Raw genomic sequence first — 23,053 nt, 5'->3', positions numbered from 1 at the left:
GGCGCCCATCGAGCTCAACGAAAGCGAAACAGCTCGCGATGCAGATGCCCGTCCGGCAACAGCCGGGTCAGGGCATCTGCCATCCCCTCCGGCCCGCAAAACCACACCTTCTCGGGCGCATCATGCGCGATGCGGATCAGATCCAGCCGCCCGGCTGTCTTGTCCAGATGCAGCTGATAGCGCACGCCGGTGCGATGACAGAGCTCGGCCAACCGTCGGTGGTAGACAGCTCCCGCCAGATCCGGCGCGCACTGGATCAGGGTGATCCCCTCGCCGCGCTCCCCGCGGGCAGCCAGCCCCTCCAGCCAGGCGACGAACGGCGTGATGCCGATCCCGGCCCCCAGCCAGAGGGCTAGGCCTCCCCCTTGCGGGGCGACAAAGGCGCCATAGGGCCCGGTCACCACCACCCCATCCCCGACGCGCGCCTCTGCCACCAGCTGACGGGTATGATCCCCGAGCGCCCGCACCGCGATCACCAGCTGGCGCCGATCCGCTGACACCCGCACCAGGGTAAAGGGATGCGGCCCCTCCTTGGCATCAAATTCGAAGAAGGCAAACTGACCCGGGCGGTAATGGGCGAGCGGCCGCTCCAGCTGCATGGCCAGCTCACAGGTCTGATCCGCCAGCGCCCGCACCGCAACGACCCGGCCGGGATGGCGATCCCGCGCCCCCACTTGCCCCAACAGAGAGTAGAGGGCCCCGATAGCACCGATCCCGCCGCTCAACCAGACCGCTACCCCAACAGGGGTCATGGCCCCTACCTGAGGCAACAGGCAGAGCCCGTGCCCCCACCCCGCCAGATAGATGAGCGGCGCCAGCCGGTGGATCAGCCGAAAACGGCCATAACTCACCAGCGCCAGCAAGCTCACTACCACCAACGCGATCAGTAGATAGAAACTCCACTCACCCAGGGTATTGCCAAGGGCATGGAGCGAGATGCCATTACCTGCACCAGCTCCAGCTGCACTGGCCCCACGCCGGGCGGGACGACTCAGCCAACCCGCCGAGACTGCCCACTTGGGCACCTCCACCACCAGCCAATGCGCAGTGAGCGCCAATGCACCGCCGATGGCCGTCTGACGGTGCAATCGCAACATCCGGTCCAGACCGCCACACCATACTTCCAACTGCGGCAAGCGCAACGCCAGCAACAGCGAAATCGCCATATAGGCCATCCCCAGCAGGCCGGTCAGTAACAACATCTCATGGCGCCAGGGCCACACCCCGTTGGCATCCCCCGCATAACCGAGCCACCAGACTCCGACCGCCAGCAGTGGCAACAGCCACCACATCCATTTGTTCGTCATAACATGCTCCCTGGTTCCATCGCGGCAGGGCCTCATCTCCCTGCTGATGGCACCATTGCACACCCGTCCGGTCACAAGACTTTGCCAGAGGGGGAAGCTTCTGTGGCAATGTGTGACAAACGGAAACAAAAGAGGGGCCGACCGGCCCCTTATGATTACGGCGATTTTGAGGCCGTTCGCTTGCCCACCAACCGGTGCAGCAGCCTGTTGTATTTTGCCCAAGAGTGGATCAGCAGGAAGATGCCGAACAGCAGGGCCAGAAACAGTTGTCCCACTTCGATGGCATCCAGCGAGCCGATAAAGCTTTCATCCTCCTCCGCCTCCAGATAGTTGAGCCAGGGTTGCAGGGCCAGAAAAATCCAGCCGACCCAGGTCACCAGCAGGATCAGCAGATCCCGCAGCCGATACTTCCAGCTGCGCCGGGTACCGTTGCTGATAATCATCTCGTTCGCCAACTTATGTTTTGTCACGGAACGCCTCCCCCCTGTCAGGACTCTCCCACACCGCCAGCTGGCCACGGCGACGCAGGATCGCCTTGGGCACCGCCGCCACCACGGTCACCAGATTGAGCAGCCAGTAGATGAGCGGATACCAGACGCACCAGATAAAGCTGCGGGCCATGCTCTTGTCGTAGTGGTTGTCGATAAAGATGCTGACCCCGAACTGCACCAGGCAAATAGCGGTCATCATCACCCCGGTCCACTGGAACAGATGACCCACCGCCAGTCCGCTCACGTCAGGCTCAATCAGCCAGATCAGTGCCAGCAGCAACATGCTGTAGCACCAGGCCACGCTGGAGAGATACTCCAACAGCAGCAACCAGAAGCGGCGGTTGCGCCAGCGCATCGCCTGCAACCCGTAGCGCAGAAACACCTCGGCGCCCCCCTGCGCCCAGCGCAGCCGCTGCTTGTAGAGACCGCGTACCGTCTCCGGCATCAGCACCCAGCAGAGCGCCTGCGGTTGGTAGTGAATGAGCCAGCCGGCCAGCTGCAGCTTCCAACTGATGTCGATGTCCTCGGTCACCATGTCATTGCTCCAGCCGCCGACCGCCTCGACCGCCTGCTTGCGAAAGGCCACCACCACTCCGGAGACGGTGAAGACGGTACCGTAGATACGCTGAGCCCGCTTGATGAGGCCGATGATGGAGCTGAACTCGCCGGTCTGGATCTTGCCGATGATGGTGGAGCGGGTGCGTACCCGCGGATTGCCGGTGACCGCCCCGACCCTCGGGCTCTCGATGAAGTGCTTCACCATCCAGCGCACCGCGTCATAGTCCAGCACCGCATCGCCGTCGATACCAACCAGGATCTCCCCGCTGGCCACGGTCAACCCGTTGTTGAGCGCCATCGCCTTGCCCTGATTGTGCTGGTGGAGCACGGTCAGGCGCGGATCCTGCTGCGCCAGCCGATCCAGCCGCGCACCTGTGTCATCCTTGCTGCCGTCGTTGATGGCCAGCACCTCGAAATCGGGATAGCGCTGGCGCAGCAGGTGGCCGATGGTCTCCTCGACATTGGCCCCCTCGTTGTAGCAAGGCACCATCAAGGTCACTTTGGGGTAATAGGGGAGCTCCAGCCCCCGCTTGGCCAGCGCGATATCCCGCCGCTCCCACTGGAAGTAGTAATAGAGACCGCCACAGACCCACACCATGGCCATCAGACTGGGATAGGCCAACGTAAAGATGGCTATCCCTTCCAGAAGCGCCTTCACCGCATCGCCTCCCCGTGGGTGGCCGCAGCGCCGCTGACAGCAACCGGCGTCACCGGCAGCTGGGCCGGCTGAGGCTGGGTCTGCACCGAGAAGACCGGTTTGAGCACCGCCGGATCCGGCTGGTTGTTGTGAAAATCGTCCGGGTAGTAGCCAAAGTTGGTCACCCCCTTGCGCTGGATGATCTGCATCCAGCGCGCCAGCTCGGCATCGGGGACGGGCTGATCGGTACGCCAGTTGCGGCTCTGCAGCTCGAACACCAGCCGTTTGGCCGGCACCTGTGCCAGTGAATCTTCCGCCAGCCTGGCCAGCCACTCATCGGGGTTTTCTGCCTGCTCCATATAGGGCATCGCCATTACAGCGGTGTAGTCATAGGCCTTGGCAAACGCCGCCATGCTCTGGGCAAACCACTGCTGGGATTGCGGCTCGGTCACCAGCGCCGCATAGATGTTGCGGGCAGTCTTGAGGCCGTCGGCTCCCCCCTGCCGGTAACGAGCGGCGGCATCGCGCAGCGCCATGGTGAAATCGATCAGTAGATCGGTCTTCTGCTCCCCTTGCGCCTGCAGCGCATCCGGGGTGCGAGCCAGCGGCATCGGCCCCTCGTAGTCGCTGAGGAAGGCGTCGTCATGGAACAGCAGGCCATCGAACTTGGTGTAAAAACCGAGATCCTCGTAGATATCCAAAAGGATTTGACGGCTGGCAGGATCCCAGGGCGAAAGGCGCAGATACTGCCCCTTGGCCGAAGTGCCGGTACGGCTGTCGGTAACATAGACATGGTTCGGCCCCATGTCGTAGGCCATCACCGGCATCCAGGCGAACACCTTGACCCCGGCCCGGGTCTTGAGCTGCCAGGCCACCCGATTGAAGAGATCCGCCTTGACCGGCATATGGCGGTTGGGGAAATAGAGCGCCTCTGCTACCCCGTCGCCGTTGTCATCGGCATAGGCCTGCAGATAGACGGTGGTGATGCCGTAACCCTTGATCCGGTCCAGCAGCATGTCGATGTTCTTGTTCATCTGCTGCGGATCCTTGTCGTAGACATAGTCCAGATCCACGTGCACCAAGCGCTCCACCTGCCGCTCCCAGGTGTTGCCCCCCATGATCTCGTCCAGAGTTTCGAGGCTGGTGTCCTCCTCCAGCAGATAGCGGCGCACCGTGCTGCCCGAGTCACTCAGCTTGTTGAGCCCTTCCGCCAGGGTGAAGGTGTAGGGCATCCCCGCCGCACGGGCCAGATCCAGCGCAGTCTGGTTGAAGGCGCCGTAGGGCCAGACCAGGATCCGTGGTGCCCGACCGGTCTGTTCCCTGAGCTGACTGGCCGATGCGTCGAAGTCGGCTTTTATCCGGGCCCGATAGTCAGCCATGCTCTCGTAGCCATTCTGGCTCCAGCCTGCGGTGGTAACCGCCGGTTGCACGTTGCCCTGCGGGTTGGCGAGCAGCCCGTAGTGGGAGGTAAAAGTGTGGGAGGCCAGCTCCACCAGTCCGGAATCCTGCATCTCGCGGATCTGCGGCCAGCCGACGAAGTAGCTGCGCGGCAGTTTGTCATTGCCGTACGGGACCATCTTGTCATCGGCCACATCCAGCCAGCTGCCCACCAGCGCAAAGACCGCCGGATAGTTGTAGAGCTTGAGCAGCGGATAGACCAGCCGGTAGAAGCTCTCGTAGCCGTCATCGAAGCTGAGCAGGATCGCCTTCTCCGGCAGCGGTGCCTTGCCCGCTTTGGCATCCAGGATCTGCTGGAAGCTGACCGGGTGATAGCCCTGCTGTTTGATCCAGTTGAAGTGGCGGATCAGAGTGTCGCGCCGGATGGTCTGGGGATAGAGCTTGAGGTTGGGGGTCAATTTCAGATCGACGATATCGTGGTAGCAGAGCACCACGTAGTCATCGGGTTGCCGGGCCGCCTGCGTCAGCGAAGGCAGCAGTGCAAGCAGCAAAACGAAAGGAGCAAGCCAGCGTTTCATCACATGAAACTCCATTGCAGATTGGCGAAGATGAAATTTCCGAACTCGGGGTTGCCGTCATAGATGGCCTGACGGCGGCCCAGGCCATAGCCCAGGCTGAGAGCGGGAGAGAGGATCCAGTCATGGCGATAGCTGAGCTGCCACCCCTGATCGCTGCCATAGCCCTGCTGCCAGTAGTGATTGCCACTCATGGTCAGGCTCTGCAGCAAAGAGCGACGCCCGTCCAGCGGCAGTCGATAGCGCCCCGCCAGCTCCAGCTCCAGATTGCGATCCTGCAGGGGGTTGAAGTAGTCGACCTCCACCGCCTCGTTGCGTGAGGTGGCGCCGCGCAAGGTGGTATCAAACCACCAGCGATCCCGGCGCCAGAGATCCTGACGCAGCCAGCCGGAGGCGGTCAGCCGCCGGTTCCCATCGCTGATATCCATCCGCTCCAGCCGCAGTGCCCCCTCGCGGGTTTCATCCTGACGCCAGCCCAGATCGAGCTGGTATTGATCGGCGTAGTTGCCACGCGCCAATGCCCGCAGCGGGGTATCGGCACTGTTGAGGTTGATGGCCGTGCCCAGCGTCCAGTGATCATCCAGCCGCCAGTCGAGGCGACTCCACAGATAGCCTTTGTGGTTGAGCTCGCTCCCCGTCCCCCCCTCCAGCGTCAGCTGCAGCGGGTAGAAAGAAAGCTCGGCCCCCAGCCCGGTATAGGCGGCGCGTTCGGGCTGCTGGTCGAACTCGCCAAAGCTGCCCTGACGACGGACAAACAGCCGATCACCGCCATCGCTGCGAGCGCTGTAGAGGCGGCTGTCGTAGCTCCAGTCACGGCTGGCCTGCACCGAGCCCCCTTCGTTGCGGCCATGGGTCAGGTCGGTGACAAATTTCGGGGCCTGCTCCAGAGCCAGCCGCTGCTGCAACTCCTGACGATCCCGGGTCAGGTTGCCAAGGGTGCGCACGGCCTGCGGCGTGTCCTGCCAGTCGCCCTTGTCGAGCCGGGCGTTGAGGCGACCGGGCTCGGCCAGCACGGTGCGTCCGGCAGGCAGCCAGCGCACGGCCTGCCGATACGCCTGCTCGGCCCCGTCGGGATGGCCCCGCCAACGGCGGATATCCCCCAGTTGCAGCCAGAGCCAGGGATTGGCTGGCGCGGTTTGCAGCCACGCTTCCAACTGCGCCTCTGCGGCGCCCGCCTGACCACGCCAGGCCTGCATCAAGGTTTTCAGCTGCAACACCTTCTCGTAGTCGTCGTTGGCCATCCGCATGTTGCCGGTGAAATCCCAGCGAGTCGGCGGCTCCTGCCAACCGGCCAGCAGCCCCTGCGCCGCGCCATAGCGCTCTCCATCCGAATAGGCATAGAAGCGCTTCTCCAGCAGGCGTTTGTCTTTGGCCCGTGCAGGGGTCGCCAGTTGCTGGTAAATCACGGAGGCCTCATCCACCCGCCCCAGCCCGGCCAGTGCATCGGCGCGCGCCTCCAGCACATAGTCGGGTAGCGGCCCTTCGGCCTGCAGCGTAGCGGACTCCCGTTCGGCCCGGGCAAAATCGCCAAGGGCTACCAGCGTCACCACTACATCGCGACGGGCACTGATATAGAGCACATGATCGTGGGGGGCGCGGGCCAGGATCCGCTCTTGCAGCGCCAGCGTGCGGGTAAGGGAGCGACGGGCCAGCGCCGGATCTTCGGTCTGGGCCGAGATCCGCAGCAGATTGACTGCCTGGTAATAATCGAGCCAGAGCCGGTCGACCGGTTTGAACAGCTTGGGGTAACGACCCATCAGCTCCGCAGCGGCAGGCCCTGCCCCCAGACTCACGGCTACCCGATAGAGTGCCAGCACCTGATCGGGGTTGTCCGGCTCCAGCTCCAGCCACTGCTGGCGGGCCAGCAGCTCGCCCATGGGATCTTCACCCTGGCGGGCGGCATAGATGCGGGCTTCGAGGATCGCTTGGTCGCGGCCAAAGTTGACCTCATATTCACCCGCTGCGCGGCGGGCCAGCTCGCGGTTGCCCTGATCACTAGCAGTGAGAAACAGCCCGAGCCAGCCATTGCGGTTGGCCGGATCGCGTCCCTGCAGGATGCGGTAATAGCTGATCGCCTCGGAGTAGCGCTTCTCGTCGCGGGCGGCACGGGCCACCTCTTCCAGCGTACTGTTGCTGATGGGGTTGAGCTCGCACGGCTCACAGGCGGCCAGCGCCCCCTTGCGATCACCCCGCCACAGCTGCACGGCGATCAGATCATCGAGCACCTTGCCATCACCACTTTGTCGATAGAGCGCATCCAGCCCATGCGCTGCCGCATCCAGCTCTCCCGCCCGAGCCTTGATCACCCAAGCTTCACGCACTCTGTCCACCTCACTGGCACACACCAGCAGGGGCAACAGCGCCAACATCAAAAAGATGCGATTCATTCGCAACATACCACCCATAACAAACGCTGGTCATATCGTCCCTGCACGACCATACGGATATACACACCCGTCCGCTCCTGCCTGATGAGCAAGAGGGCTTCCTGACTTGTGTGCTGATTTCGAGGGTGAAAGGCGGGCAACGGCCACACCTTTCCTATGTGCGGCCCAGCCATCTCCGGGCGGAGATCTGAGGCTTTCCGAACCCGATTCACATCGGGAGTGGCAAGGTGGGCGATTTTGCAGCTGTGGACAATTTAGTCAATCCAGCAAGATGGGAATGGTTCTCAAAAAGATGAATAGATCAATCTTTATGCACAAAGGTGAGTGCAAAAAACACTATTAACAAAACAGACATAACAGCGTGAATCACCGAATCTATTACCTTGCCGCTCACTGTTCACGCTCATCTTCATATGAATACATATTTGATGGGAAAATCGCGGACACTATTGCCAAAGCGACACCTGGTGTCGTACCCATCCCTAGTGAGGTATCCCCCACTACAGCTGTAACAAGGGATAGCCATAAGGCGCCGTGCTCCCGGCATGCTCACCGGGAGCACTGTGGTTTACGCGGCTGACGCTCGTCGGTAATGATCAACGATCCACGCCTCGAAATCGGCCAGCATGCGGGTTTCCGACTCGCGGTTGTCGGCGATAAGCTCGGCGCCGTGTACCACGCGGATATGGGCGTCGAGCGGGCTTCCCTCGCCAGCCGCGGGGCGCTGCTGGGCGGCGGCCATGCAGGCTTGCGCCTGTTGCCACGCTTCGTCTGCGCTCAGGTTGCATGCCTCGGCCAGCGGCACCGCGCTGAATCCCTCGCCGGTCAGGCTGCGCAGGGTCTCATCGTGACTCATGCCGTTGCCCGGCCCCCAGTAGTGGGCGGCCAAATCCGGCCCGATACGCGGGTTGTCGGTGAGGTAGCCATCACGCTTGAGGAAATAGGCGCGGGTCTGCTCCACCGCCATCAGCGCCAGCAGGTAGCCGTGATAGGCGCAGGCCGACTCCTGATTAAGGAGGTGCGGAATGGCCAGCAACGGACGCGGGCTCTCGACCCCGACAATCTTGCGCTCCCACTGGCGGGCCAGCGCCAGCACTGCCGCGGGAGTGCGTTCCGCCTCATCCATGGCGTAGAGATCCCGTTCGAAGTAGGCCACCAGCGCGATCTGGCGTTCGTTAAAAGCGCGAAACGGCTGACGCGCTTCGATCATCTCCTTGATAAGCGCGTCGGGAACAGCCTCTCCCGCCGCATTTCTGGCGTAGCGTTTGAGCCAGTCGGCATCGTCCAGCAGGCTGTCGCAGAACATCGACTGGGTCTCGGCATAGGCCATTGAGGTGGGCGGAAACTCCTGTGAGAAGCAGGGCGCGTTGCCGGTGACATTGGCAAAGTGCGCAGCGTGGCCCCCCTCGTGGAACAGGGTGTTGAGGCCACTCCAGCCGCTGCCCACCTGCGCAGGGTCGGCCAGGCTGGTGAAGTTGACCACCGCAGGTATCCACTCACCCTGCTGGAAGAAGCTCGGTACCGGGCCGTGGCAGAAGCCGTTCTCGTATTTCCCCTCACGGGTCAGCAAATCCAGGGTCAGGGTCGCCCCGCGATACTGGATGCCGAGCCGACGGAAACTCTCAACCCAATCCCGCAACGCCCGCGAGAAGGGCACGTAAGGATCGAGCTGGCGGGTCACGTCACCGCTCACGCTGTAGCGCAGGTTGTGAGGCTGCAGGGCCGCCTCGCCCTTGGCAGCTTTGAGCTCGGCGAGGCTTTGCTGCAGCCGCCCATCGGTGCGGGCGATAAAGTCGTCGAGGATGGCGAACAGCTGATCCGGGCTCATCTGCTCGTTCTTACGCACCTTGTAGTCGAAGTAGTCGCGATAGCCCATGGCGCGGGCAAAGCGGTTGCGGATCGCCACCACCTCGAGAAAACCGTTGCCGACCACCCACTGCTCCAGGGTGTGGAACATGGCGAGCGCGCTCTGGCGCACCGCCTCGTTCGGGCTGGCGGCGAGCGAGGTACTGGCGGCGGGCAGGCTGCCTGCGACCTGCTGGCCCTGCTCATCCAGCAGGGTCAGTTTCAGCCCCTTGCGGCGGGCGAACAGCGCCGCCTCGGCAGCCACCAACTCATCCATCAGGGCGGATGCGGCGGGATCTTCAATCACATTGCACTCGAAGAAGGCGATCCAGCCTTGCAGACCGCGCTTGAGATCATCCTCGTCGGCCTGCGCCAACATCTCCCGCAATTCGGGCAGACGGGCCGGATTGGCACAAAAGGCCTTGTAGGCCTGCTCGGCCGCGGTGAAACCGGCCTGATCGTCGCTGGTGCCCATATAGGTGGACCAGAAGAGATCCTCCTTGCGCCTGTGCACCTGCAGGTAGTCGGCGTTGAGCTGGTTGAAGTAATTCCTGGCAATGGAACTCATAAATTCCCTCTTGTTATGGGGTCACCCGCAGCGGGGCCCACTCCTTTTTTTAGTGAAATGCCAAATGATTCACACTCTTTGGCAAAAATTGCGCAGGGATGCGCATCAACACGCTACCAAAAAGTGGGGGTTGCTGTCTGCTGACTATACTGATGTTAAAACGCTCATTTGAGAAAGGTCGGCAAGAGACTGAAAGTAAATGAGTTGTTAACTCTTACGAACTGGCTGCCGCGGTACAGAGCCACATAAAATCAACAGGGAAATGAGGGTTTAGTCATGTTCAAGCTCGGTGATATTACCGTGAGCCGCAAATTGATTTTGCTGCTCGCACTGGCGTTTGTCGGTTTTGTCTCGCTGCTGCTTATCTCGGCCAACGCGCTCCAGCGCAATCTGATGAGCGAGCGAGAGGCGCGGCTCAATGCGGTTCTGGAACAGGCCATGAGCCAGATCCAGTTTCTGGCCAGCACCCTGCCAGCAGAGCAGGCCCAGCAGGAGGCGCGCAAGCTGCTGACCAACACCCGCTTTGATGGCAACAACTATTTATTCGTCATCGACGAGAACCGCACCATGGTGGTTCACCCTATCCGCCCCGAACTGGTCGGCCAGAAGATGGGTGAAGGGGGCGCCGCCACCGCCGGGCAGTTCTGGTATCAGATGGTGGATATCGCCAAAGGGGGCAAACAGGGCACTCTGCAATATGTGTGGGTCGGCCCATCGGGCGAAACCGCCGACAAGCTCTCCATGGTCTCCGGCTATCAGCCCTGGGGCTGGATCCTCGGTTCCGGCATGCTGCTGCAGGATATTCAGCAGACCATCTGGGCCCAGTACATGAAGATGGGTACCGCCACCGCCATCGTGATCCTGCTGATGGGGCTGCTGGGCTGGCGCATCACCCACTCCATCGTCTCCCCCCTCAGCCAGATCAACCACGCCATGCAGCGGGTCGCCAAGGGGGATCTGGTGGTGAGCATCCCGGTACAGGGCAAGGATGAGCTGGGAGTGGTCGCCCGCTGCACCAACCAGAGTCTCGATGCCATCCGTCACGCCCTGCTGGAAGCCAGTCAGGGGGCTCGCAACGTGGCGGATGCCGCCCTGCGCATCGCCGCCTCTGCCGAGCAGACCAATCAGGCGGTGACCAGCCAGCGGGATCAACTGGCCCAGCTCGCTACCGCCATGAACGAGATGAGCGCCACCATCTCCGATGTGGCCGGACACGCCGAAAATACCGCGCGGGATACCCAGGAAGCGACCGGAGAAGCCGGGCTCGGCAACCGCGACGTTCACGCCAGCGTGCACGGCATCAAGGCGCTGGCCACCGAGGTGGAGCAGGCCACCCAGCAGGTCAACCAGCTCAAGGAGGGGGTGATGCAGATCAGCGAAGTGACCGCTGTCATCAGCGCCATTTCGGAGCAGACCAACCTGCTGGCCCTCAACGCCGCCATCGAAGCAGCACGGGCTGGCGAGCAGGGCCGCGGCTTTGCCGTGGTGGCCGACGAGGTGCGCCAGCTGGCCAGCCGCACTCGCCAATCCACCGAAGAGATCCAGAGTACCATTGCCCAGCTGCAGCAACGGGCCGTCACCGCCGCCAACGCCATGGATACCAGCCGCAAACTGGCGGAGAGCAGCGTCAACCAGTCCCAGCAGGCGGGGCAGGATCTCACCCTGATCGTCAACCACATCCAGCATGTGAGCGACATGGCGACCCAGATCGCCACCGCCGCCGAGCAGCAGAGCATGGTGGCCGAGGATATGAACCGCAACGTCAGCGGCATCAACGACTCGGCGCTGGAGATGTCCCAGTCCGCCTCGCAACTGGCGCAGGAGAGCGAGCTGCTGGCCGGTCTCTCCCGCAGTCTGGATGAGCGACTTGCGGTGTTCAAACTGGGCAAGGAGTCAGCTGCAGCGCCAATGATGGCTCCCGTATCTCCCCCCTCCGGAGAGCAGCGCGCCCGTCATTGATGGCGTCAATCCGTGTCGCCTTGTCACCCGACCTGCCAGCCAAGCTGGCAGGTTTTTTTTACGCCGCCAACACGCAATCAGCATGCACCTTATCGGCATATTCAACGTTAATCGGCGCCATTCACAGATGAGATAACAGTTTTAAAACAGCCAGTTAGAATGATTTTCGCGCCATTGAATGGCGCATTTAAACATTTAACTTCAAATAATTAATCAAGGCAGTGCACAATGCTGACGGCCGAACATTTGGCCCATCACTAACCATCTAGTCATTTGGCAAACTGACCGAAAGGTCGGGACGCAAAGCCTCCGGTCTACAGACGTTTTGTCCAGGATAGCGGGGTTGCCACACGCAAGTGTGCATCGGGGATCTCCCCGGCCAACTGACTGCCCACATCTATCGAACAGAGGAATGTATGGCAGCAAAAATCCAACTCAATCACATCGCGGCGATGCTGGCCCTGCTGGCCAGCGGCAGCGCCCTGGCCCACGGCTATATCAGCCAGCCAGAGAGCCGCAACTACCTGTGCAAAACCGGTGGCAACAGCCAGTGTGGCGGCGTGCAGTGGGAGCCACAGAGCGTGGAGGGCCCATCAGGCTTCCCGCAGAGCGGCCCGCAGGATGGTCAAATCGCCTCAGCGGGCAGCCCCCGCTGGAGCGAGCTGAACATCCAGACCAGCGACCGCTGGACCAAGCGTGAAGTACAGCCCGGCCCCTTCGCCATCAGCTGGACCTTCACTGCCAACCACGTCACCCGCAACTGGCGCTACTACCTCACCAAGCAGGACTGGAACCCCAACCAGCCGCTCACCCGCGCCTCGTTCGACCTGACCCCCTTCTGCGTCATCGACGGCAATATGGTGCAGCCGCCCAAGCAGGTGACCCACAACTGCATCCTGCCGGAGCGCACCGGTTATCAGGTGATCCTCGGCGTGTGGGAAGTGGGCGACACCAGCAACAGCTTCTACAACATCATCGATGCCAAGTTCAAAGATGGCAGCCAACCGCCGCTGGAGTGGAGCCAGGCAGGCACCATCTACCCCTCCATCGACCTCACGGCAGGCGACAAGGCGATGACCCGGGTATTCGATGCCAACGGCGAGCGCCCCGATCTGCAAACCGTGCTGACCATCACCACTGCCGAACAGGGCCAGAAGAACAACTGGGCTCATGCCCTCGCCAGCAAGATCAACGCCGAACAGAGCCTGATCCGCGCCGGTCAGCAAGGAGCCGATGGCCAGTTCAATCCGGTCTACGGTATGAACCCCGTCTATCTGCATCGAGACAGCAAACTGAAGCGGGTCGAGATTGACCTGCAACAGCAGCAACCGCCGGTGGTGGACAGCATCAGCGTCAGCGGTCTGGCCAGCGACTATGTGCTGGACAACGGCAAGGCAACCCTCGATTTCACCGTCACAGCACAGGGCGATCTGACCGTCTCCAACACCCTCTATGACCACGGCGGCGTGGCCAAGGGGGAAAGCAGTGCCGACATCAAGGACAGCAGCCACACCTTCACCATGGCGCTGGAAGGTCTCAAGGCTGGTCACCACCAGCTGGTGATCAAGGCCACCCCGAAAGCGGGCGGCGAGACCATCCAGCAGACCATGGATCTGATGTTCAAGGAGCAGAGCAGCGGCGAATATGACTTCGTCTTCCCGAACAACATCAAGTCCTACACCGCCGGTACCAAGGTTCAGCAGCCGAAAAATGGCAAGGTCTATCAGTGCAAGCCCTTCCCCTACAGCGGCTACTGCCAGCAGTGGACCACCACCGCCACCCAGTACGAGCCGGGCATCGGCTCCCACTGGCAGATGGCGTGGGATGAAGTGAAGTAACTCGCCACCGGATAGCAAAAGGGGAGCCATTGGCTCCCCTTTTGCTCTTATCTTCCGATTCAAATCTGGAAGTCGAGGGCGGGCTCGCTGCCCATGGCGCGGGCCTGAATATCCGCCAGCGCCAGCTCGGGGTTGCAGAGCTGGATAAACTGCCAGGCAAAGTTGTGCTGGAACTGCCCCTGCTTGAGGCCAATCCAGGCGGTGTGGGGGGCAAACAGATGGCTGCCATCGAGCTGCACCAGCCCCTGATCACGCTGGGTGTCGAACGCCATGTCGGCCAGTATGCCGACCCCCATCTCCAGCTCGACATAGGTCTTGATGACATCGGAGTCCTGCGCCGTCAGCAGGATCTGCGGCTCGATGCCAGCCGCAGCAAAGGCTTCATCCACCCGCACCCGCCCGGTCAACCCGGCTTGATAGGTGACGATAGGCCAGTTGGCCAGCGCCGCCAGCGTCAGATCCCGCTCGCCTGCCAACGGATGTTGCTCGGGCACCACGATATTGTGGTGCCAGCGGTAGTAGGGGAATGCCACCACCCCTTCGCTCTTGTCGAGCTGCTCGCTGCTGATGCCGATATCCACCTCGCCGCTCTGCACCAGCCGCACTATCTCCTCCGGGCTGCCCTGACGCAGCTCCAGCTGCACCAGCGGGAACTGCTCGCGAAACGCCTTCACCACCCGCGGCAAGGCATAGCGCGCCTGGGTATGGGTGGTCGCCACCAGCAAACGGCCCGAGTCGCGGTTGGCAAAGGTGCTGGCCAGTTTGCGGATGTTGTTGGCGTCATTGAGAATGCGCTCGGCAATCACCAGCAACTCCTTGCCCGGCCCGGTCATGCCGAGCAGCCGCTTGCCGTAGCGGATGAACAACTCGATCCCCAGCTCCTCTTCCAGCTCGCGGATATGGCGACTCACCCCGGATTGCGAGGTAAAAAGGGCGTTGGCCACCTCGGTTAGGTTGTAATCCCGCCGCGCTGCCTCCCGGATAATTCGTAACTGCTGAAAATTCACCTTGTCGCCTCCTGCGAAGAGTGGGTGACACAAGCTGGTCACCCCCTCATTTTTGTTATTTGGCCGGATCATGCCCCGGCAGAGCACCTGAACCCGGGTGGCCATGCCGCCCGCAACACAACATCAAATCTGGTAATCGGGATAGAACTGCGCCTGTCTGGCCACCAGCCGCACCCCCTGTCCCGGGGCAAACTGCTTGGCCGCCTCCTTGCTCAGCTCCGCCTCATAGTGGGCCCCTTTGGTTTCGCCATCGCCACGCAGCTCCACCCGAATGCGTGGCCCCATGGGCAGCAGACGGGTAATGGTGGCGCGGATCCCGCCCGGAGCATCGGCTGGCAAGATCTCCAGCTCATGGGGACGGACATAGGCGATAGCGGCACTGCCGTGAGCCAGATGAGAAGCCGACGGCCCGCCGAGCAGCTGCTCGCCGATGCCGAATCCCTGCTCCGCCACCCGACCGCGGAACTGATTCACACTGCCGAGGAAGCTGTGGACGAAGGAGCTGGCGGGCTGGTCGTAGACCTCGGCCGGGGTGCCGATCTGCTCGACCCGTCCGGCATTCATCAGCACCACCCGATCCGCTACCTCCAGCGCCTCCTCCTGATCGTGAGTCACGAACAGGCTGGTGACGTGCAGCTCGTCGTGCAGCTCGCGCAGCCAGCGGCGCAGCTCCTTGCGCACCTGCGCATCGAGGGCGCCGAAGGGCTCGTCCAAGAGCAGTACCTTGGGCTGCACCGCCAGCGCGCGGGCCAGCGCGACCCGCTGACGCTGACCGCCGGAGAGCTGGGTCGGATAGCGCTCGGCCACGTGGCTGAGCTGCACCAGATCCAGCAGCTCTTTGACCCGGGCACGAATGGCCGCCTCGGCCGGGCGCTCGCTGCGCGGTTTGACCCGCAGGCCAAACGCTACGTTCTCGAACACCGTCATGTGGCGAAACAGGGCGTAGTGCTGGAATACGAAGCCGACGTTGCGCTCGCGCACATGGAGATCCGAGGCGTCCTCACCGCGGATGATGACGCTGCCACTGTCGGCCTGCTCCAGCCCGGCGATGATCCGCAGCAACGTGGTCTTGCCACAGCCGGAGGGGCCGAGCAGTGCCACCAGCTCACCGTCGTGAAAGTCGAGGTTGATGTCTGCCAGCGCCGCGTACTGATTGAAATGCTTGTTGAGTTGTTGAACCTGAATGCTCATGGCTGCCTCTTTAAAACGGTGATCAGTGAGATTTGGTGGGCTGGGCACGCAGCCGGGCCAACAGGGTTTCCCCCAGCAGGGTGAAGATCCCGAACAGAGCCAAGAGGCTTGCCACTGCAAAGGCGGCGCCGGTCTGGTACTCGTTGTAGAGGATCTCGATATGCAGCGGCAGGGTATTGGTTTGGCCGCGAATATGACCGGAAACCACCGACACCGCGCCAAACTCCCCGACCGCACGGGCGGTACAGAGCAGCAGGCCGTACATCAGGCTCCAGCGAATGCCGGGCAGGGTGACGCGCCAGAACATCTGCAGACCGCTCGCCCCCAGCATGATGGCCGCCTCCTCCTCTTCCGGGCCGCGCGCCTCCATCTGGGGCAGCAGCTCGCGCACCACGAAGGGCACGGTAATGAAGGTGGTGGCCAGGATGATCCCCGGGGTGGCGAAGATGATCTTGATGTCATGTTCGCTCAGCCAGTCACCGAACCAGCCGCGGCTGCCGAACATCAACACCAGCATCAGACCGGCGATCACCGGCGACACCGAGAAGGGCAGATCGATGATGGTGATGAGCAGCTGCCGACCGGGGAAGCGGAAACGGGCGATGGCCCAAGCCGCAGCAATCCCGAACAACAGATTGAGGGGAACGGCGCATAGCGTCACCAGTGCTGTCAGACCGAGGGCACTCAGAGCATCCGGCTCGCTGATGGCGTGCCAGAAAAAAGCCAGCCCCGGCGTCAGCGCCTGAATAAAGACGGTGGCCAACGGCAGCAACAACAGGGCGGCAAACCAGCCGAGACCCACCGTGATGAGCAGCCACTTGACCCACTGGGGTTCACGGATCACGACCGGTGCCTTGCGAGCGGGGGTCGCCTCCACAGAGGCCGCCTCAATGGCGATAGCAGATGAACTCATATCCGGCTCCCTCCGATGCGAGACCAGCTCCAGGCCTGCAACTTGTTGATTAGCAGTAACAAAATGAATGAGATCAGCAGCATCACCACGGCAATGGCAGAGGCACCGGCGTAGTCATACTCCTCCAGGTGGCTCATGATCATCAGCGGCGCGATTTCCGAGACCATAGGCAGGTTGCCGGCGATAAAGATGACGGAGCCGTACTCCCCCACCCCGCGGGCAAACGCCAGCGCAAAGCCGGTGAGCAGGGCCGGGATCAGGGTCGGCCAGAGCACCCGGATAAAGGTCTGCCAGCGATCAGCGCCGAGGCTGGCGGCGGCCTCCTCTTGCTCGGTTTCAGCCTCCCGCAGCACCGGCTGCAGGGTACGCACCACAAACGGCAATCCGATAAAGGTGAGTGCGATGACCACCCCGATAGGGTTGTAGGCGAGCTGGATGCCGAGCGGCGCCAGCAACTGGCCGATCCAGCCGTTGGGAGCGAAGATGGCGCACAGGGCGATGCCGGACACGGCGGTCGGCATGGCAAACGGCAGGTCGATCAGCGCATCCACCAGACGACGACCGGGGAAGGTGTAGCGCACCAGGATCCAGGCCAGGATCAGGCCAAACAGGCTGTTGAGCAGCGCCGCGACAAAGGCCGCCCCGAAGCTCAGGCGAAAGGAGGCGAGCACCCGGGGTGAACCAATCACCTGCCAGAACTCGGCGGCGGTCAGGTTGTTGATCGCAAACAGTACCAGGGCCGAGAGCGGCAACAGCACCAGCAGGCCCAGATAGAGCAGGCTGAACCCCAAGGTGGGGCCAAAACCGGGCAGGACAGAATAAGAACCAAATCGCATAACACATCCATCTGTTATGAAGAATTTTCGATATGGTGATTCTGCGCACTCCCCTCATCGGCAACAAACATCAATTGCGACTTTACTAATCACTTTTTTGTCTAACCGCAGAGTCACAAGGCTCTTGGCGCACTCCAAATAAAAAAAGGTCTTTTATATAAATAAAAGACCTAAGAAATGGAGCAATACGGAGCGGAGCATTCAAAGAACGGGGGCATGGAGTAGCCAGCGAACAGCGCGCCCGACAACCCTCCAACCACTTCACAGATACCTAGCGAAAGCCCAATACGACCGGCCGGGTCGATGCGGTCTTGACCGATGCCACTACCAGCTCACCACGGCGGTAGAGTGCCCCCAGCAAATGCAGCCCCTGATGCCAGTCCCCATGACCTGACTGGGCATTGATATGGCCCGCCTCACCGGCATCGAACAGCGGCACCTGCCACTGACGGCTCCAGTATTCGGCCCGTTCAAAGCTCATCCAGGGATCATTGCGGCTGGCCACCAGCTGGGCCGACACCTGCAGCGGCCCGGCCAAGGCCTCATCCGCAATGCCAAAACGGGCGGGATCGGCGGGCGCCACCAGAAAGATCGAGGCCACCTTCTCCGGCTGCAAGCGGGCCGCCGCGATGGCTGTCAGCGCGCCAAAAGAGTGAGCCACCAGATGGACCCGGCTGCGACGACGTTTCAGCTTGCTCGCCAGCTTGGCACTCCAGACCCTGAGGTCCGGCTTGTCCCACGGTAGCCCGGTCATCCGCTGCCATTGGGGAAAATGATCGTGCCAGCGGCTCTGCCAGTGATCCGGCCCACTGTTGTGCAGACCGGGAACCAGGAGGATCTTGTTCATCTTGGTGCTCCTATCGGCTGGCACAGGGGCCAGTTCAGTGATGGATAACGAAGCTATCAACGACCCGGCTGATAGATCTGGTCAAACAGACCGCCCTGGGCGAAGTGTTTCTTCTGGGCTTTCTCCCAATCCCCTTCCAGATCCTTGACGGTAAAGAAGGCAAGCTGAGGGAACTGGGTTGCCGTCTCCTTCAGGATCGCCGGGTTGCTGGGGCGATAGTGATGTTTGGCGACGATATGCTGCCCCTCGTCAGAGTAGAGATAATCGAGATAGGCCTTGGCCACCGCGTCGGTACCGTGCTTCCTGGCCACCTTGTCCACCACCGCGACCGGCGGCTCCGCCAGAATGGAGACCGAAGGCACCACCAACTCGAACTTGTCGCTGGCACCCGCCTGACCAAGCACCAGCAGGGCTTCGTTCTCCCACGCCAGCAGCACGTCACCAAGACCGCGCTCGGTAAAGCTTGTGGTGGCACCGCGGGCGCCTGAGTCCAGCACCTTCACGTTCTTGAATAGATCGCCAACAAACTGCTTGGCCCCCTCTTCACTGCCGCTCTTCTTCAGGGCATAGCCCCAGGCGGCCAGATAGTTCCAGCGTGCCCCACCAGAGGTCTTGGGGTTGGGAGTCACGATGGCGACATCCTTGCGCACCAGATCATCCCAATCCTTGATCTGCTTGGGATTGCCCTTGCGCACCAGGAAGACAATGGTGGAGGTATAGGGCGAGGCGTTGTTGCCGAGGCGACTCTGCCAGTCGGCAGCGGTCAGCCCCGCCTTGGCGATGGCGTTGACATCGTAGGCGAGCGCCAGCGATACCACGTCGGCCTCCAGTCCATCCACCACAGCGCGGGCCTGCTTGCCGGAGCCACCGTGAGACTGGCTCACCACCACGTCGTCGCCGGTTTTGGCCTTCCACTCCTTGGCAAAGGCGGCGTTGTACTCCTGAAACAGCTCGCGGGTCGGATCGTAAGAGACGTTGAGCAGGCGGATCTCGGCGGCATTCGCCTGGCCAAATGCCAGCAGAGAGAGCAGGGTCAGGGCGGTCATTCGCAGTTTCATGGTGATACTCCATATCTTGTTGGGTTGAGAACAGCATGCCGTGGAGTTGTTATGCCCAGAAGAAAGAAATAACTCTTTGCTTATCTCTTTTGCTCATATCAACTCAGCCACCCGCACCGGGAGCCAGACGCAGACTCTGTGAGCCATGCCTCTCAGTGACCTCAAGCGCTGTGCCATCATGGGAACAAGGCAGGCAGATGACGAAAAGGAAGTCGTTATGTGGATCAATGCAGAACCGGTCAACGGAGCCCTGGTCTCGCTGGCCATCGGCCTGATCATCGGGCTGGAGCGGGGCTGGCAGGTGCGCCAGCTGGGGGATAACCAGCGCATCGCCGGGATGCGTACCTACGGCCTCATCGGCCTGCTCGGCGGGGTGTGCGGTTTGCTGCTGCCTACCCTGGGCCCCTGGCTGCCGCTGCTCGGCCTTCTAGCGGTGGTGATCGGCTGCGGCCTCTCGGTCTGGCTGGCCCAGCGCTGGCAAGGGGAGTTTGGCCTCACCAGCTCGGTGGCCATGCTGCTCACCTATCTGCTGGGGCTGATGTCGGTGCTGCTCAGCCCGAGCGAAGCGGTCGCCTGCGCCGTGCTGGCCGCCCTGTTGATGGGTTTGAAGGGGCAGATCCAGCAGGGGATGCTGTTTCTCAGCGAAACCGAGTTCCACGCCACCCTGCGTTTTCTGCTTATCTCGCTGGTGCTGCTGCCGGTGCTGCCCAACGAGGAGATGGGCCCTCTCGATGCCTTCAACCCCTTCAAGATCTGGCTGATGGTGGTGGTGATCGCCGGCATCTCGTTTTGTGGCCACTTCGCGGTACGGCTGCTCGGCACCCGCGCCGGGCTGGTGCTCACCAGCATACTGGCGGGATTGGCCTCCTCCACTGCCCTCACCCTGCAGTTCGCTCGCCTCAACAAGGAGCAGGGGGGCTGGAGCGGCTGCTGGCTACCGGCATCCTGCTGGCGGGGGCCACCATGTGGCTGCGGCTGCTGGTGCTGGTGTTGCTGATTCACAGCGAGCTGGCGATGCGCCTCGTCGCCCCCCTGTTGCTGCTGGCCACCACTGTCTACGGCTTCGCCTTCTGGTTCTGGCGTCAGCGCGAAGAGCTGACCGACGGCCCGGTGCAGCCGGAAACCAGCAACCCGCTCGATCTGGCCACCGCCATCAAGTTCGGCCTGCTGCTGGCGCTGATCGGCTTTATGGCCACCCTGCTGCAAGACAAGGTGGGTAACTCCGGGGTCTACCTGCTGGCGCTGGTGTCGGGGATCACCGACGTGGACGCCATCACCTTGTCGCTCTCCCAACTCTCCCACAAGGAGCTGGCGCTGGAGGTGGCGGCCCGAGGCATCCTGCTGGCCGGGCTGGTCAACTCGCTGGTGAAGGGGCTGCTGGCCCTCGGTATCGGCGGTCGCAGTCTCGGGCTGCGGGTATTGCTCCCCTACTTCGTCTCGGCCCTGCTGATCCTGCCCCTCGTCTGGCCCGCAGGTTGACGGGGATCACCTGCAACAAGTGACAGACTGACGGCGCCCCTGACAGTCACGTATACTGCCTGCTCTTGCAGCATGAGGAGGTAGCAATGGCGAGCGACTGGGACAAGGTACTGGCTGGCGGGGCACTGGATAGCCAGAGCGAGGAGATAGCCAACGACCGGATCCGCGGTCAGGCGCTGCTGGCTCGGCTCAATGGTTCACCTGCAGGCGATGCCCCTCTGCGCCAGCAGATCTGCCGCGAGCTGTTTGGCCACTGCCCCGACTCCTGCTGGATCAGCACGCCGTTTACCTGCGAGTTTGGCCGCAACATCCATATCGGCGAGAAGACCTTCTTCAACTTCAACGTCACCATTCTCGACGTGGGCGAAGTACACATCGGCAGCCATGTGCTGCTGGCCCCCAACGTGCAGATCTACACCGCCACCCACACCATGAACTATCTGGAACGACGCAACTGGACCGCCTACAACAAGCCGGTGCGGATCGGCGATGACTGCTGGATCGGCGGCGGCGCCATCATCTGCCCCGGCGTCACCATAGGGCCGCGCTCCATCATAGGTGCCGGCGCAGTGGTCACCCGCGACATCCCGGCCGACTCGGTGGCGGTGGGCAATCCGGCCAGGGTGATCCGCACCCTCAAGCAGGATGAGGAGCGCTGCTGGGAGCTGGCCCAATGATGGCGCTGGCACTGCTGCCGCTGGGCGCCGCCCTCTGGCTCGGCCTCGACGGCCAGCAGTGGTGGCCACTGGCCGCACTGCTGACCATGAGTCTGCTGACGCTGGCGGCCTACGCCTGGGACAAGCGGCAGGCAGTGCGCGGTGAGTGGCGCATTCCCGAATCGAGGCTCCATCTGCTGGAGCTGTGCGGCGGCTGGCCGGGGGCGCTGGTTGCCCGCCAGTGGCTGCGTCACAAGACCCAGAAGCGCAGCTACCGGCTGGTCTTCTGGTTTATCGTGCTGTTGCACCTCACCCTGTGGGCGCTCTGGGTCGGTCGGCTACTCTGGCAGCAATAGCTGTCTGCGTCACAAAGGGACAATGGGCCCCATTGCGGCCGCTCGGCGGCTATGAGAAAACAGAGCAAACCTCATCAGCGTTTTCGCCGTTTATAGACGACAAGGAGTCGTGACATGACCATGTGGACAGGCATAGTCCTGATCGTATTTATCAGCGTATTGTTCGGATATCTCGGCAAGCGGGCCCGCTATCAGATGGGGGATGCACGCATCACCGACCGCCTCGGCAAGCAGGATATGATCATCAGAGAATTGCAGGAGCGGATCGCCAATCTGGAGGCGATCGTCATCGAAGAGGAGAAGCGGCGCCCGTTTCGGGAGCTGTGATTTTTCGCCATCAGGCGTCAGATAACCAAAATTCAAATCAAAGAAAGAGGGCTGCATGATGCAGCCCTCTCTTGTTTGAACTGCTTCAGATTGCCAGCGGCAGCAACTCGGCATAGTCGCGGATCACCGGAAAAGCGGTAATGCTCTGCTCCGGCTGGCAGCTATCCGGATTCTGGATCGCCAGCTGATAGCCGATACCGTAGTCGGCGGCAGCCTGCAGGATCCGCTCGCTATCATCCACAAACAGGGTGCGGGCCGGATCGAACGCCAGCCGCTCGGCCAGTGCCTGCCAGCAGTGCTGGCTCTCCTTCGACCAGCCCAGCTCGTGGGTACTCACCATCAGATCCAGATGGTCGCTCAGCCCCAGCTGCGCATCCTTCACCGACAGACTGGCGGGGTGGGCATTGGTGAAAAGCACCAGCTGCTTGCCCGCGGCGCGTAGCGCGGCCAGAAAGGGGATGGCGTGGGGACGCCACTGGATCTTCGCCAGCAGCTCCTGCTTGAGGGCACGAATATCGAGCCCTAGGGTCTCGCTCCAGTAATCCACGCAGTACCAGTTGAGGGTGCCGTTGACGGCGTGATAGTGGACGTCGATCTGCGCTTTGGCTTCATCCAGCGGCAGACCGAGCCGCTCGGCGTAACGCTCCGGCACCAGCTGCTGCCAGAGGTGGTTGTCAAAATGCAGATCGATCAGGGTGCCATCCATATCGAGCAAGACGGTATCTATCTGGTGCCAGGGCAAGGTGGTGGAGCGGAAGTGTGGCATCGGGCCTCTTGATCGCGGATCTCGGAAAACGGGGCGGCAGTATAACGGATTTTT

General features: G+C 62.1%; 18 protein-coding genes, 1 pseudogene and 1 riboswitch. Of the genes and pseudogenes, 6 read left to right on the top strand and 13 right to left on the bottom strand.

Going from position 1 to position 23,053, the window contains the following annotated elements; translation table 11 throughout:
- Nucleotides 1-14: 14 nt before the first annotated feature.
- The 6 genes from ACTG2S_RS04125 to ACTG2S_RS04100 form a co-directional block, all read right to left on the bottom strand.
- Nucleotides 15-1,307: a ferredoxin reductase family protein gene (locus tag ACTG2S_RS04125; RefSeq protein ID WP_274160535.1), complete on the bottom strand. Its 1,293-nt coding sequence runs from the start codon at nt 1,305-1,307 to the stop codon at nt 15-17.
- A gap of 155 nt (nt 1,308-1,462) precedes the next feature.
- Complete coding sequence (locus ACTG2S_RS04120; RefSeq protein ID WP_042084245.1) at nt 1,463-1,777, bottom strand: hypothetical protein; 315 nt, start codon at nt 1,775-1,777, stop codon at nt 1,463-1,465.
- Nucleotides 1,764-3,014, bottom strand: coding sequence for a poly-beta-1,6-N-acetyl-D-glucosamine synthase (gene pgaC / locus ACTG2S_RS04115; protein ID WP_439982025.1), 1,251 nt, complete (start codon nt 3,012-3,014; stop codon nt 1,764-1,766). Before pgaC ends, ACTG2S_RS04120 begins: the two co-directional genes overlap by 14 nt.
- Complete coding sequence (pgaB, locus tag ACTG2S_RS04110) at nt 3,011-4,969, bottom strand: poly-beta-1,6-N-acetyl-D-glucosamine N-deacetylase PgaB (protein ID WP_439982024.1); 1,959 nt, start codon at nt 4,967-4,969, stop codon at nt 3,011-3,013. Before pgaB ends, pgaC begins: the two co-directional genes overlap by 4 nt.
- Nucleotides 4,969-7,353, bottom strand: coding sequence for a poly-beta-1,6 N-acetyl-D-glucosamine export porin PgaA (pgaA, locus tag ACTG2S_RS04105; RefSeq protein WP_439982023.1), 2,385 nt, complete (start codon nt 7,351-7,353; stop codon nt 4,969-4,971). The genes pgaB and pgaA overlap by 1 nt, the downstream gene beginning before the upstream one ends.
- 568 nt (nt 7,354-7,921) lie before the next feature.
- The gene (locus ACTG2S_RS04100; RefSeq protein ID WP_439982022.1) at nt 7,922-9,766 is read right to left on the bottom strand and encodes a M3 family metallopeptidase; all 1,845 of its coding nucleotides are present in this window, start codon (nt 9,764-9,766) and stop codon (nt 7,922-7,924) included.
- Nucleotides 9,767-10,042: 276 nt separating this feature from the next.
- Here ACTG2S_RS04100 and ACTG2S_RS04095 point away from each other — a divergent pair, with 276 nt between their 5' ends.
- Nucleotides 10,043-11,725, top strand: a complete 1,683-nt coding sequence (locus ACTG2S_RS04095) for a methyl-accepting chemotaxis protein (protein WP_113740062.1) — start codon at nt 10,043-10,045, stop codon at nt 11,723-11,725.
- A gap of 265 nt (nt 11,726-11,990) precedes the next feature.
- A riboswitch (cyclic di-GMP riboswitch) is annotated at nt 11,991-12,076 on the top strand.
- Nucleotides 12,077-12,141: 65 nt separating this feature from the next.
- The gene (gene gbpA, locus ACTG2S_RS04090; RefSeq protein WP_421315252.1) at nt 12,142-13,563 is read left to right on the top strand and encodes an N-acetylglucosamine-binding protein GbpA; all 1,422 of its coding nucleotides are present in this window, start codon (nt 12,142-12,144) and stop codon (nt 13,561-13,563) included.
- Nucleotides 13,564-13,622: 59 nt separating this feature from the next.
- Here the strand turns inward: gbpA and cbl are convergent, their stop codons facing one another.
- From cbl to ACTG2S_RS04060, 6 genes are all read right to left on the bottom strand, one after another.
- Complete coding sequence (cbl, locus tag ACTG2S_RS04085; RefSeq protein ID WP_439982020.1) at nt 13,623-14,570, bottom strand: HTH-type transcriptional regulator Cbl; 948 nt, start codon at nt 14,568-14,570, stop codon at nt 13,623-13,625.
- A 123-nt stretch (nt 14,571-14,693) separates the two neighbouring features.
- Nucleotides 14,694-15,761 (bottom strand): sulfate/molybdate ABC transporter ATP-binding protein, encoded by a 1,068-nt coding sequence (locus ACTG2S_RS04080; RefSeq protein ID WP_042030337.1) that lies wholly within the window; start codon nt 15,759-15,761, stop codon nt 14,694-14,696.
- A gap of 22 nt (nt 15,762-15,783) precedes the next feature.
- A complete protein-coding gene (gene cysW, locus ACTG2S_RS04075) occupies nt 15,784-16,674 on the bottom strand; it encodes a sulfate ABC transporter permease subunit CysW (protein ID WP_005343065.1) in 891 nt (296 codons plus the stop codon).
- The gene (gene cysT, locus ACTG2S_RS04070) at nt 16,671-17,510 is read right to left on the bottom strand and encodes a sulfate ABC transporter permease subunit CysT (protein ID WP_064337394.1); all 840 of its coding nucleotides are present in this window, start codon (nt 17,508-17,510) and stop codon (nt 16,671-16,673) included. The genes cysW and cysT overlap by 4 nt, the downstream gene beginning before the upstream one ends.
- 271 nt (nt 17,511-17,781) lie before the next feature.
- Entirely contained in the window at nt 17,782-18,357 is a 576-nt protein-coding gene (locus ACTG2S_RS04065) for an RBBP9/YdeN family alpha/beta hydrolase (protein WP_075115969.1), read from the bottom strand.
- Between the two features lie 56 nt (nt 18,358-18,413).
- Complete coding sequence (locus ACTG2S_RS04060) at nt 18,414-19,415, bottom strand: sulfate ABC transporter substrate-binding protein (protein WP_439982018.1); 1,002 nt, start codon at nt 19,413-19,415, stop codon at nt 18,414-18,416.
- A 217-nt stretch (nt 19,416-19,632) separates the two neighbouring features.
- Between ACTG2S_RS04060 and ACTG2S_RS04055 the strand changes: the two are divergent.
- From ACTG2S_RS04055 to ACTG2S_RS04040, 4 genes and pseudogenes are all read left to right on the top strand, one after another.
- A pseudogene (locus ACTG2S_RS04055) lies at nt 19,633-20,894 on the top strand (MgtC/SapB family protein).
- An 86-nt stretch (nt 20,895-20,980) separates the two neighbouring features.
- Nucleotides 20,981-21,571, top strand: a complete 591-nt coding sequence (locus ACTG2S_RS04050; RefSeq protein ID WP_206876161.1) for a sugar O-acetyltransferase — start codon at nt 20,981-20,983, stop codon at nt 21,569-21,571.
- On the top strand, nt 21,568-21,906 hold the full coding sequence (locus ACTG2S_RS04045; RefSeq protein WP_439982015.1) for a DUF1294 domain-containing protein: 339 nt from the start codon (nt 21,568-21,570) through the stop codon (nt 21,904-21,906). Before ACTG2S_RS04050 ends, ACTG2S_RS04045 begins: the two co-directional genes overlap by 4 nt.
- A 114-nt stretch (nt 21,907-22,020) precedes the next feature.
- The gene (locus ACTG2S_RS04040) at nt 22,021-22,233 is read left to right on the top strand and encodes a hypothetical protein (protein WP_005340264.1); all 213 of its coding nucleotides are present in this window, start codon (nt 22,021-22,023) and stop codon (nt 22,231-22,233) included.
- A gap of 85 nt (nt 22,234-22,318) precedes the next feature.
- On the opposite strand, the gene yrfG is transcribed toward ACTG2S_RS04040, so the two are convergent.
- Entirely contained in the window at nt 22,319-22,999 is a 681-nt protein-coding gene (gene yrfG, locus ACTG2S_RS04035; protein WP_219595065.1) for a GMP/IMP nucleotidase, read from the bottom strand.
- Nucleotides 23,000-23,053 lie beyond the last annotated feature (54 nt).

The sequence above is a fragment of the Aeromonas sp. 82P genome (assembly GCF_051919365.1).
Lineage (GTDB): Bacteria > Pseudomonadota > Gammaproteobacteria > Enterobacterales > Aeromonadaceae > Aeromonas > Aeromonas veronii.
Note: the sequence above shows the minus strand (reverse complement) of the source record. Positions and strands in the feature narration are given on the sequence as shown.